This is a genomic window from Lactobacillus sp. LL6 (genome assembly GCF_007570935.1).
GTDB lineage: Bacteria > Bacillota > Bacilli > Lactobacillales > Lactobacillaceae > Lactobacillus.
Genome location: NZ_VLLR01000001.1, coordinates 691,922 through 705,199, shown reverse-complemented (window position 1 = coordinate 705,199; position 13,278 = coordinate 691,922). Strand labels below are relative to the sequence as shown.

The following is a 13,278-nucleotide window of genomic DNA, read 5'->3' as shown; positions in this document are numbered from 1 at the left end:
TGCCTCACCTCCTCACTAATGTGTAATTTCTTCCATCACTTTAATGACTTGATCAGATGCATCAGGAACACCTAATTCCTTAGATGCTTTACTCATATCTTCAGCATATTTTTCATCAAGTAAAATATGATCAATTGAAGAAACAAAATTATTAGGATTTAAATCATCTTCAGGAATTACAAGGGCAGCACCAGATTTTTCAAGATCAAGTGCATTCTTCATCTGGTGATTATGAGTAACATTAGGACTTGGAATAAGAATAGCTGGAACTCCTAAAGCGGTAAATTCTGCAATACTTGTCGCACCAGATCTAGATACTACACAGGTCATTTCAGGAAGCAATGCTGGCATATCCTTAATATAAGGCAAAACTTTAATATTATTCCCTAAGTCAACATTCTTAAGTTTTTCTTCAACTGAATCATAGTAAAGCGTACCTGTTGCCCAAATAATCTGATATGGCTTATCCTTAAGTTGCATAATGCTCTTAAGCATAATTCTATTAATTGCCAAAGCTCCTCGTGAACCACCGAATACCAACACTGTAGGCATTTGTGGATTTAATCCCCATTCTTTCAAGTCGATTGGAGTTTTATTTAAACCTAAAACTTGTTGTGAACGTGGATTACCTGTACGTACTAACTTTTTCTTTTCAGGGAATTGTTTAGCAGCATCATCAAAGGTATAGCAGATCTTATCTACATAATGACCTAAAAACTTATTTGCCAGTCCCACAACTGAGTTAGATTCATGAATCATAGTTGGAATATGCATTTTAGCAGCTTCATACACCATCGCACCACTTACATATCCACCTGTACCTACTACAATATCTGGCTTAAAGTCTCGTAAAATTTCTTTGGCTCTTTTAGTAGCTTTAATAAATAAATCAATGGTTTCAAAATTTTTCAAAGGATGTTTTCTATTAAAGCCTTGAATTTTAATTGTTTTAAAATTAACACCAGCCGCTGGAACAATTTTAGATTCGAGTCCTTTTTGAGTACCAACAAACAAAATTTCATCATCAGTACTAATTTTGCGTTCCTTTAATCTTTCAATAACTGCCATGATTGGATAAATGTGGCCGCCTGTGCCACCGCCTGTAAATATAACTCTCATTTTATTTAGTCTTTAAATCCTTTACAAATTTTACAAAATAGTCGCCACGTGCTTCAAAAGTCTTAAATTGATCCCAAGATGCACATGCTGGAGAAAATAGCAATACATCTCCAGGTTCAGTTAATTCGTAAGCTTTTGGAACTGCTTCTTGCAAAGTGTTTTCAATCACAATATCCTTAATACCAGCTTTTCTTGCACTATCGGCTAACAGATATTTTGTTTCACCATATAAAACAATTGCCTTAACATGCTTTTTAAAGTATGGAATTAACTCATCAAAAGTAAATCCACGGTCAAGTCCACCAGCAATAAGAACTTCTGGTTCATCAAAAGATGGAATCGCTACACTTGCAGCTTCAATATTAGTTGACTTAGAATCATTATAAATCTTGCGTCCATCTAATGTCATTACATATTGCAAACGATGTTTTGCACCAGTAAAAGTTTCAAGAACCGCTTTAATATCTTCGTTATCTGCACCCATAATTTTTGAAATTGCAATCGCTACCAAAGCATTTTGTTGATTATGAATTCCTGGCAATTTCATATCACTGGTTTTCATTAATTTTTCGCTTTGACTTTGAAGATATCCATCTTTAATGAAGTAATCAGCACTATCATCCATTTCAGAAAAAGTTTGAATTTGGGCTTTAGTCAAATCTACTTCCCTTTTCAAAATATCTTTTTGGTCAAAGTTGGCAATAAAGTAATCACTTTCATTTTGAAAACGAGTAACGTTGAGTTTAGCTTGAACGTAATTTTCAAAAGTTTTGTGATAATCAAGGTGAACATTATTATAAATATCTACTATTGCCGCTACTTTTGGATCAATATCAGTTACACCCATTAATTGGAAACTAGAAATTTCTACTACCAAAATGTCATCTTTAGTAGCTTTAGTTACTACTTCAGAAATAGGTACACCAATATTACCTACTGCATAAGCATGGTGACCATTTTTAGATAGGTGATGATCTAATATTCTTTGTGTAAGCATAACTGTAGTAGTTTTACCATTTGATCCTGTAACACATACATATGGTGCTTCACTTACACTAAGTGCTACCTCTGGTTCAGTAATAATTGGAATTTTTAATTCTTCAGCTTTTGCAACCATTGGATTTTCATAAGGAATACCTGGGTTTTTAACTAAATAATCAAAATGTTCTTTTTCTAAAAGCTCAGTTGGGTGATGACCACCAATTACTCGAACACCTTTTTCTTTTAATTCTTGAGCCTTAGAATTTTTATCTAAATCAGCCTTATCATTTAAAATAAGCTTTGCTCCAAGCTTTAATAAAAGTTCACTTACCGCAAAACCACTTTTACCAAGACCTAATACTAAAACATTCTTATTTTTATATGTGTCAATCTGTTTCATTTTTTAACCCCAGATTATTAAATACAAAATACTACCAATTAAACCAACAATCCAAAAGACAATGTCAACTTTCCATTCAGACCAACCAAGCATTTCAAAGTGGTGGTGAATAGGAGTCATCTTAAAGATTCTCTTACCAGTTGTTTGGAATGAAATAACTTGTAAAATCACACTAGCTGTTTCACAAACAAACACAATCCCAATTAAGAGAAGTGACCATGGTCGATTCAAGAAAATACTTACTGCAGCAAGTCCTCCACCAAGTGCTAAACTTCCAGCATCTCCCATAAAAATTTTTGCTGGTTTATGATTAAACACAAGAAAGGCAGCTAACCCACCAATGACACTCATACAAAATACAAAAATTGGAATATTATTTTGCTGATATGCAATATAAGCATAGGTTCCGTAAGCTACAATTGAAAGTCCAGTTGCTAACCCATCTAATCCATCTGAAAGATTAACAGCATTTGAAAATCCTACAAGCCAGAAAACAATAAAGATTGTAAATAATACAACACTATTAATATTGCCAATGAATGGAATAAATAAATTAAATTTGAAATGATCACTTGCCGCAATCAAAACAATGATGGCAGCAATTACAATTTGAAGAGACAACTTTTGCCAAGCACGAAGACCTAGGTTTCGTTTAAAGTAAAGCTTGATTCCATCATCAAGAAAACCAATAATTCCATATCCCAATAAACTAACAAGCAAAATCCAAATTGTTTTATCTAAATCATGTTGCCAAATAGTTACCCAAAGAGTTGAAATAACTGAAGCTAACACAAAAATTGTTCCTCCCATTGTAGGAGTTCCGGATTTTTTCTGGTGCCACTTAGGACCCTCATCTCGAATCTCCTGACCTTCATGGTGTGAATGCATAAAAATAATCAACCATGGTAAAAAGATCGCCGTTAAAACAAGCGAGCTTACTAATGCAATAATACCATTAATCATATAATAGCTACTCCTTTAAACTGATTTTTATTGTATCTCCGGCTTTTAATACGCTACCAGCTTTAATGCTTTGGCCAGTTACGCTGCCGCTTCCTTCTACACTTACTTTAATGCCAGCAAGATTTGCAAATTGGTGTACATCTTCCATACTCCAGTTTGTCATATTAGGACAAGTTATCTTACCAGACGTTAAAACAAAAATCCTTGAGCCTGACTCTTGTTTTTGTCCTTTAGAATATAATTGGTTAGTAACTTTTTCACCGTTACCTATTTTAACAATATTTAAACCAACGCTTTGTGCCTTTTGCTTAGCTCTTTCATAAGTCATACCTTTTAAATTAGGTGTTTTAACTTTAGTTGAAGCTGATTTAGCATTCTTTGACATTAAAATTACTCGACTCATAACTGGTTTAAAAATTGAGGCAAGAATTTTTTCTGCCGAATTGCTCATTCTGCGAGGTTGCTTCATTGTTATATAAATACAATAGCGTGGATTATCTGCTGGAGTGACCCCTACTACTGAGAAAATATAGTTTGAATCACCCTTTAAATATCCTCCACCTTTAGGATTGGCGATTTGAGCAGTACCTGTCTTAATCGCAATACTTTCTCCGGGAATCCTATAAGCTGACCCTGTACCAATTTGTTTATTCAAAACTTTTTTCATATTATCGGTAACAACTTTACGAGCTGCTGCTGAATAAACTGGCTTACCAACTTTTTTGATTTGATAACCTTGAATAGTTTTACCCTCAGAATCAGTAATTTTATCAACGAATTGTGGCTTAACCATCTGTCCATTATTACCTAAGGAACTAAATGCCTGCATCATTTGCATTACATTAACATTTACACCTTGTCCAAAGGATGTCACAGCCTGATCTACTGGACCATTAAAGGACAAAATTCCAGCTTGTTCACCTGGCAATGTTACACCAGTTTTTTGTGCAATTCTAAATCGTTTGAGATACTTAAGCCAGGTCTTGGCACCCATTTCACGTTCAATTTTTACAAAACCGGTATTACTTGAATGCGCAAAAGCTTGAGATAAAGGAATTGTTCCCCATCCAGAAGTTAACCAGTCATGGATAGTAGCACCACCAATGGTAACTGAACCAGACTTGTAATATTCATTAGGGTGATAATTACCACTGTCAGCAGCTGCTGCCAAAGTTAAAATCTTAAATACCGATCCTGGTTCATAAGTATCTTGAACTAAAATATTTCGATATGAATTAGTTAATCCCTTTTTAGTTTGAGGATTAAATGTTGGTCTTTGAGCAGCTGCTAAAATTTTTCCTGTTTTCATATCTTCAACAACAGCCGTCATATTAACGGGATCGTATTTATTTTGAACATAATCCAAACGACTTTCAAGATAAGTTTGAAGTTGAGAATCAATAGTCAAATAAATATCTTTACCATTTTTGGCAGCTTTATATGTTTGACTACCATTTGGCAATTGGTTTTCAGAAGCATCTACTGATGAAATTCGATATCCATCTTTACCCTTCAAAGTACTATTAAACCAAGATTCCAGACCCATTGTTCCTACTAAATTTTGACTGCCGTTTTTATTGTATATTGGTTGTGCTAAACCAACTATATGAGCAGCAAAATTACCATTAGGATAAAGTCGAGATGGGGTTTCTAAGAATTTAATTCCCGGCAACTTCATCTTTTCTATTTTTTGCTTTTGCGCTTTAGTAAGATTACTTCCACCACTTCCGAATTGTACCTGAAAGGCTTTTTGCTTTGGATTTAAATATTTTAAAATTTGTTTTTTTGAAAGCGGTAAAACTGTTGCCAATTTTTTAGCAGTTTCTTCTTTATTTACCACATATTCTGGTTTGTTTTTATAATTAATTGATGACTTGTCTAAAATTGCATAAATCGTGTATAAATGCGAATCTTCTGCAATTGCCAAGCCATCTCTATCAAAAATAGTTCCTCGGTTAGCTTTTAGAACTTGATTACGCTTATAAAGCTGATGAGTTCTAGCTGACAAATCTTGTCCACTAACTTTTTTAGAAACTCCGATATATATAAATCTAGCTATAAATACAAGAAAAACCAAAGCCACGGCTAGCTGGAGAATTCTCCCCACCGTAAAGCGGTAGCCGTGGGCTCTGGTTTTTTGTAATTTTAAATTACTTTTCTTTTTCATTAACGAATTGTCCTAATATTTTTTTCAATCAATGTTAAACCTTTTTGACGTGCAACCTTATTAAGTCGTGCACTAGAAGTTAACTCGCCAATTTCTTGACGTAAATCAGTTATTTGATTTTGATTTTTTGTAGTTGATTGTTGAATATCCGATAGTTCATGTTGAGCCGAGGTTGCAGAAATACTAGAAGACACTAAGAAAATCATCATACAAAGTGTGATAATACTTCCTAGCACAAGTAAAGTTTTTTCTAAACCGGTCCAAGGAACCTTTCGCGGATCTACAACAATTCGTTGTCTCTGTTCAGACTTTATTTTCTTATTTGGTTCAAATTCTACTCTTCTTGCTGAGCTATCAGCCATTTCACTTTCCTCTTTATATCTTCTCTGCAACCCTTAATTTTGCACTGTGTGAGCGGTTGTTGTTCTCTAATTCAGAAGATGAAGCCACGATTGGTTTTCGATTAACCAAGCGAAGTGTCGGCTTTAAATTATCTGGGATCATAGGCATTCCGCGTGGAACTTCAACTTCCGAGTATTGCTTAAAAATCTTTTTGACGATTTTATCTTCATGAGACTGGAAAGTAATCACACTGATTCGACCGCCAGGTCGAAGAATCTTGATGGCCTCTTTTAGGGATTCTTCTAGGACATCAAGTTCATGATTAACAGCCACTCTAAGAGCTTGAAAAGTCTTCTTAGCTGGATGTCCCCCAGTCCGTCGTGCAAATGCAGGAATTGCTTCTTTGATCACGTCTACTAATTCAAACGTAGTCTCAATTGGCTTTTTTCTCCGTTTTTCAACAATTTGACGGGCGATTTGACGAGAGAATTTTTCATCTCCATATTTATATAAAATATTCGCTAATTCTTTTTGGCTAAGTGTATTAACCAGCTGGTAAGCATCAAGTTCTTGACTTTGATCCATTCTCATATCTAATCTAGCATCAAAACGGTAAGAAAAACCGCGATCAGCCTGATCAAATTGTGGCGAAGATACTCCCAAATCGTAGTATATGCCATCAATTCCCTCAGTATAACCTAGCTTAACCAGGTTATCTTCTAAGTGACTAAAATTGTCATGTACTAACACTAACTTGGGATCAGCATCTTTTTTTAATAAATCAGCAAAGTTTAACTGTGCTGACTTTATTGCGTATTCATCTTGGTCAAAACCAATCAGCGTTCCAGAGTTAATTTTACTTAATAAGTATTTAGCGTGTCCGCCTCCACCAAACGTTGCATCTACATAAAGACCATCGTTTTTTGGTTTTAAATTATCTATTGTTTCGTGTAAGAGTACACTGGTGTGTTTGAATGTCATAATTTTATAGTTCAATGTCGTCCAAATTTTCTGCGATGTCATCATAGTCAGAATTTGCTTCTTCTTCAAAGCTTTCCCAATTTTTAAGCGACCAAATTTCAATTCGATCACTTACACCTACAATGACACATTCTTTCTTAAGCTCGGCATGCTGTTTTAATGTCGTGGTCAGATTAACACGCCCTTGCTTGTCGAACTCGCTTTCCATCGCACCAGAGTAAAATAATCGCGTAAATTTACGCGCATTCCTCTTAGTCAATGGAAGGTGTGCTAATTTTGCCTGCAACTTTTGCCATATTTCTTCAGTATAGCCAAAAATGCAGCCATCCATACCTTTAGTGAATATCATCTTATTACCAATCTGCTTGCGAAAATCAGCCGGTATAATTAGGCGACCTTTGCTGTCCAGATTATGGTGATATTCACCCATGAACATGGTCTAGCCCTCCCTTCCGTACATTAATTTACCACAAATCCCCACTTCCTACCACACTATCAATAAAAAAAGCTTGTATTTTTATTTTTTCTTACATTTTTTCTAAAAAAATCCAAATAAAAGACCTCCAAACTTAAAGTTCAGAGGTCAAAGATAATCAATAAATCACCATACAAATTAACAAACCAAAATACCAAAAAATACTACAAAGATCTAAATAATCCCATAGTTGCCTAATAGTTTTGCCCAAAGAAATATTTTTATTAATTATTGCAGCTTTAAGTGAAACTCCAATAGCTAAAATAAAATATAATAAAAATCCATATGGCAAAAAAGATGGCAAGTTTTTATTAAGCGTAATCAAATTACAAGCAATAATTAAAAAAAATGGCAATATATCTCTTCCGCTAAATTGTGCGCGCGGAAAAACTTTATCAAGTAAAATTGCAATTATTAGGCCAATTACTGGCAATACAAAAATCCATACCATAAAAGTATCCTCCATCTCAAAATACAATTTTACTATTTTTTGTAATTGAAAAAAACCGCTAATAAGCATAAAATATTCTTCAAGAATAGGAGGATATTTGATGGCTCGCAGAAAGAAAAAGAAATCAGTTTTTCAAAAAATCACAATTGTGATGGCGTTATTAATGGCAATTATAACTTTAGCCGGAATTGTATTTCAAGTACTTGGAAACATAGGAATATTTGAGTAAAAAAAGAACGCGAAATCGCGTTCTTTTTTTGTTATTGGCGATATGCTTGCATATCTACTAAATACGGATAATCTTGTGCTAAATTACCCCATATCCAATATGTGAGCACTGTAAATACCAAAGACCATACAAGATTAAAAGCTAGGCTAATGAGCATTATATGAATGGAGACATTAATTAAATTCACCATACTCAAAATTATCCAACTATAAATATCCAGCGCTGTAACTCCTAATAAAACAACTATTAGGCGTGCCCAAAATATTTCTGGCAAAAAACGTGCTATTTTTTGACAAGTCCAACAAGCAAGTGGCAAAAACACAGTATAAACGCCAATTATCCCCAATGAATAAATATCCGCTACAAGTCCTGCTCCAAATGCCAGCCATAATTCTTTTGGATTTGTATCATCAAATAATCCAATAAGCATAACACCAATTGGCATAAGCCACGCAGCAGATCCATAATCTCCATAGTTCATGAATTGATGTAAATAAAGTGCAAGTGACCCATCTAAAACCAATGCTACAAACAATGCAATCGCCAAAATCCATTGTCGAAATATGCGCATTAGTCTGCCACCTTTCTTCTAACTACGGTAACTACAGAAGGATCATTAATTTCACCAGCTGGGTTAATTTTAATCAAATCAGACAATCCAAAGCTATCACGAGTGGTTTCAGCAACAGTCCCAATTAATAAGCCTTTAGGAGAGTTACCACCCATACCACTGGTATAAACACGTGTGCCTTGCTTCAATTTTCTACTGTCAACTACTTGAGTAAATGCTAATCCACCATTTGAAGTAACAGTGATAATTCCATGAACACTTTTACCATTAGAAGCAGTTGCTTGAACTGAAAAACGATTTGCGGAAGTATCGCTAGTAGTAATTAGTTCCACTTTTGAAGAAGCAGCACTAACTTCAATAACGCGACCAATAACACCACCGCCACACATTACAGCCATGTTTTTCTTGATACCTGAAGTAGAACCTTTATCAATCACTAAAAGGTCTGACCAAGTATCTGAAGAGCGTGAAATTACTGAAGCATCAACTAAACTATAACCACTTAAAGTATCTTTTAGTTTCAAGGCTGATCTTAATTGTTTGTTTTCTGCTTCAAGGGTAGAATTGCGAGCTTTAGTTTGACCTAAATTTGTGACTTGACTCTTTAAATGATCATTTTCACTTTGAGCATTCAAAATTTGGTTAACATTGTTCAATCCATCAGAGACCAACCCTAATGGAATATCCACGATTCTAGAACCGATTGCAACAACATCATTCCCAAAACTTTGTACAAGAAGCGGAGCTTTATGCTTATTTCTTAAACTTACACTTCCACCTAGCACAGCCAGAATCACAATTACAATAATAAATGCTGATAATAGTTTTTTATTTTCTAGAAACTTTTTCATTCGTAAATTTACCTAAATAAAAACCGGCATTAGCCGGCTTTTTTGTTATTTGCGACTTCTACGCATTACTTCAATGTTCTTAAGTGACTCGCCAGTACCAATTACAACACAGTCGAGTGGATCTTGTGCAATAAATACTGGAACTTTGGTTGCTTCAGAAATAACTTCTGGTAAGTTCTTAAGAAGAGCTCCACCACCAGTTAAAACAATTCCATGGTCAATAACATCAGCTGCAATTTCTGGTGAAGTTTGTTCCAAAGTTTCTTTAATTGCAACAATAATATCTTGAACTACATCTTGAATAGCTTCAGCAACATCTACTGCTTCAACATCAACAGACTTAGGAAGACCTGTTACCAAATCACGTCCACGAATACTAATTGATTCAATTTCTTTAGCTTTCTCCACTGATGCAGAACCAATTTGAATTTTAATATCTTCAGCAGTTCTTTCACCAATAAGCAAGTTAAATTTAGAATGAACATAATTAATAATTGAATTATTAAACTTGTCACCTGCTTGACGAATTGATGATGATGATACAATACCACCAAGTGAAATAGTAGCTACATCAGTAGTACCGCCACCAATATCAACCACCATTGAACCAGTTGGGTCCATTACTGGAAGTCCTGCACCAATAGCAGCTGCAAATGGTTCTTCAATTACAAATGCTTCACGAGCACCAGCAACACGAGCAGCATCAATAACTGCACGCTTTTCAACTTCAGTAACACCACTTGGTACACAAATCATTACTGATGGCTTAGAATTACCAACAGTTTTTTCCATAAAGTACTTAAGCATTGATGCAGTAGTATCGTAATCTGCAATTACTCCATCCTTCATTGGACGAATTGCTACGATTGTACCTGGAGTTCTACCAATCATTTCTTTAGCTTCAGAACCAACCGCAATAACATCCCCAGTTTGAGTATTCTTTGCGACTACTGATGGTTCTCTTAAGACAATACCCTTGCCTTCCATATAAACAAGTGTATTGGCTGTACCTAAGTCGATACCAATATTTTTTGTACCTAATCCAAACACGAAAATCTCTCCTTAATTGTTGCAGTATCTAAATCTTGAATAATTATAGCATAATCTGAACATAAAACCGATTTTCAGTTGAACTTTAAAGAAATTAAAACAATTCATTCTCTTTCATACTCAAATAATGCCCTTTTCCGACAATAAAATGATCTAAAAAATCAATTTTCATTAAATCAGCTGCCTGTTTTAATTCACGAGTTAATTTAAAGTCACTATTTGATGGCAAAAGTTTGCCACTTGGATGATTATGAACCACAAAAATTCCTGAACATCCATATATCACAGCCCAACGAAAAATTTCTCTTGGATGTGCTACACTTCTATCCAAAGTTCCTTGAAACAGTTTCTTTTCAGCAATAATATGATTACCATTATCAAGATATATAGCCCAAAACTCCTCTTGCTTTCTTCCTGCTAATTTATCGGCAAGATAAGTTCCTACTTCCTTACTTGAAGTAAAAATTGCCTCTCGATTTATATTCGCTAATCGTAGACGTTCAATCACTTCTTCAATTGCAATAGCAACGTGACTATCACAATCTGGGCCGGAAGCATATATTAATAATTCATTAAAACTTGTTATATTGAGTGTCTGCATTTTTTGTATTAAATCACTTAAAGTTATAATACCATTTTCTTCAAGCTCTTCAAACAAACGCAATAACACTTCTTGATCTGTACTTACTAAGTAATGATTCATTTTTGCAATTTTCAAAAAAATCGCTCCTTTCATTACTTAAATACGTAAAAACAGATTTATATTCTTTTTAAAAAATCAAAAAAGTCAGTGCAAATCATTGTTGCATTTTGTTTTTCTTTAGCCGTTGGCTCAATAATATCAGGAATCATAATACAGTTAATACCTGCATTTTTTGCAGCTTTTACTCCAGTTGGCGAATCCTCAAAAATTAGCAAATTTTTCTTATCTATCTTTAATTTTTCTGCCGCCAACAAGTAAATATCTGGTGCAGGTTTTGGTTGTATATTACCCTTTTGAACATCAATATAACTTAAGTGAAACTTGAAATAGTTTCTAATTCCTGTAGTCCAAATCACATGTTCTACAACATCTTCATAATTGCTTGAAGCAATTGCCATTGGTAAACTCAATTCTTGAAATTTATCTAATGTTTTTTGAACACCAGATTTCAATTTTAATTTTCCTTCATCAGTCCACTGCCATACTAAGTCATCGGTACGTTTAATAAAATCATCACGTTCTTTAGCTGACTTAAAATGCTTATGATAAAAATCTTCCATATCCTTAGCAGTGGTACCTGCTAGCTTAAGATAAGTGTCTTCAGGAAGATTTAAATCATATTCCTTAGCAGCTTGAATATTTGCATCCCAATAAAGTTTTTCAGAATTAACAAGAAGTCCATCCATGTCAAAAATGACACCCTTGATTTCCTCATCTATTCCTTGAACCTTCATTATTTTTCCTCCATATTGAGTGCCGCCCCAACAAGATAAAAAGACCCAGTTACTAATAAAATATCATCTTTTTGACTTTCTTTTTTCATTTTATCAAAAGCCTTTTGCCAATTTTCTTCATATGGATAACGCTTTTGAATATCACTAGGAAAATCTGAAAGTTTTGCAGCACGTGGATAAGGGATGGTTGTTAGTACTACTTGATCTTCATTATCAAATAATGAAAATACTTCTTCTAAATCTTTGTCTTTCATCATTGTAATCAGCACTCGAATAGTACCTTTACGCTTTTCCCTTTGCGCATGCATAAACTCAAGAAGATTCTTCATCGCCTGAATATTATGCGCTCCATCAAGAATAATTAATGGATTACTTTTTAGCAAATGATAACGCCCCGGAATCAAAGTATTATCAATTGCACTTCTTATTTTATCCGAAGAAAGAGGTAAATCAAGCAAATGAAAAGCACAGATTGCCACAGCAATATCATAACTTTCTACTCTTGGCCGTGTCTTAAAACTCAACTGATAATTTCCACAAGCATACGTAATATGTTCATCATCAGTCACAGTAAAGTCGCGCCATAATAAATATAAAGGGGCTTTTTCGTCATAAGCCTTTTTTTCAATAATAGGCAAAACTTCTTTAGGAACATTTCCAACAACAACTGGACGTCCCTTTTTTATAATGCCAGCTTTTTCACGAGCAATATCTTGAATGGTTGGTCCAATAATCTTTTCATGATCTAATCCAACAGTAGTAATAATAGATACTTCTGGAGTAATAACATTAGTTTTATCATGCTGACCACCAATTCCAACCTCAATCACTGCGTAATCACATTTTTGCCACGCAAAATAGATAAAAGCCATTACAACTTCATATTCAAAAGTCACTAAAGCAAACTTTGAATCCTGCTTTTTAATTGTAGCAATAGCTTTTTCAACTTCATTTGCTAATAATACCAAATCGTCATTTGGGATATTTTCACCGTTAACTTGAATTCTTTCATTAAATTCATAAATATATGGTGAGACAAAAAGACCAGTCTTTTGACCGGCCTTCTTGAGAAGATTACTCAGATAATAAGAAGTAGAACCTTTACCATTAGTTCCGGTGATGTGAATTGACTTCACCTTATCTTGCGGATTATCTAAAACAGCCAAAACTCTTTTGATATATGATAAATCATTTTTGGCATGAAGATTAGGCAATGAATAAAGATGTGAAATTACTTCTTTTGCATTAGTAAACTTCAAAT

At 34.2% G+C, this 13,278-nt stretch carries 15 protein-coding genes; 1 reads left to right on the top strand and 14 read right to left on the bottom strand.

What is annotated here, in order from left to right; genetic code table 11:
- Positions 1-15: 15 nt before the first annotated feature.
- From murG to FOD82_RS03560, 8 genes are all read right to left on the bottom strand, one after another.
- The gene (murG, locus tag FOD82_RS03595; RefSeq protein WP_144355125.1) at positions 16-1,119 is read right to left on the bottom strand and encodes an undecaprenyldiphospho-muramoylpentapeptide beta-N-acetylglucosaminyltransferase; all 1,104 of its coding nucleotides are present in this window, start codon (positions 1,117-1,119) and stop codon (positions 16-18) included.
- 1 nt (position 1,120) lies between these two features.
- On the bottom strand, positions 1,121-2,500 hold the full coding sequence (gene murD / locus FOD82_RS03590) for a UDP-N-acetylmuramoyl-L-alanine--D-glutamate ligase (protein ID WP_144355124.1): 1,380 nt from the start codon (positions 2,498-2,500) through the stop codon (positions 1,121-1,123).
- Between the two features lie 3 nt (positions 2,501-2,503).
- Positions 2,504-3,463 carry a phospho-N-acetylmuramoyl-pentapeptide-transferase gene (mraY, locus tag FOD82_RS03585; protein ID WP_144355123.1) on the bottom strand — a complete coding sequence of 320 codons (960 nt, stop codon included), beginning with the start codon at positions 3,461-3,463 and terminating at the stop codon, positions 2,504-2,506.
- Positions 3,464-3,470: 7 nt separating this feature from the next.
- Positions 3,471-5,630: a penicillin-binding protein gene (locus FOD82_RS03580; RefSeq protein ID WP_144355122.1), complete on the bottom strand. Its 2,160-nt coding sequence runs from the start codon at positions 5,628-5,630 to the stop codon at positions 3,471-3,473.
- The gene (gene ftsL / locus FOD82_RS03575; RefSeq protein ID WP_144355121.1) at positions 5,630-5,992 is read right to left on the bottom strand and encodes a cell division protein FtsL; all 363 of its coding nucleotides are present in this window, start codon (positions 5,990-5,992) and stop codon (positions 5,630-5,632) included. The genes FOD82_RS03580 and ftsL overlap by 1 nt, the downstream gene beginning before the upstream one ends.
- A gap of 13 nt (positions 5,993-6,005) precedes the next feature.
- Positions 6,006-6,953: a 16S rRNA (cytosine(1402)-N(4))-methyltransferase RsmH gene (gene rsmH, locus FOD82_RS03570; protein WP_144356011.1), complete on the bottom strand. Its 948-nt coding sequence runs from the start codon at positions 6,951-6,953 to the stop codon at positions 6,006-6,008.
- Positions 6,954-6,957: 4 nt separating this feature from the next.
- Positions 6,958-7,389, bottom strand: coding sequence for a division/cell wall cluster transcriptional repressor MraZ (mraZ, locus tag FOD82_RS03565; RefSeq protein WP_144355120.1), 432 nt, complete (start codon positions 7,387-7,389; stop codon positions 6,958-6,960).
- A 157-nt stretch (positions 7,390-7,546) separates the two neighbouring features.
- Positions 7,547-7,879 carry a DUF3397 domain-containing protein gene (locus FOD82_RS03560; RefSeq protein WP_144355119.1) on the bottom strand — a complete coding sequence of 111 codons (333 nt, stop codon included), beginning with the start codon at positions 7,877-7,879 and terminating at the stop codon, positions 7,547-7,549.
- A 100-nt stretch (positions 7,880-7,979) separates the two neighbouring features.
- On the opposite strand from FOD82_RS03560, the gene FOD82_RS03555 reads away from it, so the two are divergent.
- Positions 7,980-8,108: a DUF4044 domain-containing protein gene (locus FOD82_RS03555; protein ID WP_144355118.1), complete on the top strand. Its 129-nt coding sequence runs from the start codon at positions 7,980-7,982 to the stop codon at positions 8,106-8,108.
- Positions 8,109-8,139: 31 nt separating this feature from the next.
- Here FOD82_RS03555 and mreD read toward each other — a convergent pair whose 3' ends face one another.
- The 6 genes from mreD to FOD82_RS03525 form a co-directional block, all read right to left on the bottom strand.
- Positions 8,140-8,679: a rod shape-determining protein MreD gene (gene mreD, locus FOD82_RS03550; protein WP_144355117.1), complete on the bottom strand. Its 540-nt coding sequence runs from the start codon at positions 8,677-8,679 to the stop codon at positions 8,140-8,142.
- Positions 8,679-9,530: a rod shape-determining protein MreC gene (gene mreC, locus FOD82_RS03545; RefSeq protein ID WP_144355116.1), complete on the bottom strand. Its 852-nt coding sequence runs from the start codon at positions 9,528-9,530 to the stop codon at positions 8,679-8,681. Before mreC ends, mreD begins: the two co-directional genes overlap by 1 nt.
- Positions 9,531-9,575: 45 nt before the next feature.
- Positions 9,576-10,580, bottom strand: coding sequence for a rod shape-determining protein (locus FOD82_RS03540; RefSeq protein ID WP_144355115.1), 1,005 nt, complete (start codon positions 10,578-10,580; stop codon positions 9,576-9,578).
- Positions 10,581-10,674: 94 nt separating this feature from the next.
- Positions 10,675-11,316 (bottom strand): DNA repair protein RadC, encoded by a 642-nt coding sequence (radC, locus tag FOD82_RS03535; RefSeq protein WP_144355114.1) that lies wholly within the window; start codon positions 11,314-11,316, stop codon positions 10,675-10,677.
- A gap of 23 nt (positions 11,317-11,339) precedes the next feature.
- Complete coding sequence (locus tag FOD82_RS03530; RefSeq protein WP_144355113.1) at positions 11,340-12,017, bottom strand: HAD family phosphatase; 678 nt, start codon at positions 12,015-12,017, stop codon at positions 11,340-11,342.
- Positions 12,017-13,276, bottom strand: coding sequence for a folylpolyglutamate synthase/dihydrofolate synthase family protein (locus tag FOD82_RS03525; protein ID WP_144355112.1), 1,260 nt, complete (start codon positions 13,274-13,276; stop codon positions 12,017-12,019). The genes FOD82_RS03530 and FOD82_RS03525 overlap by 1 nt, the downstream gene beginning before the upstream one ends.
- Positions 13,277-13,278 lie beyond the last annotated feature (2 nt).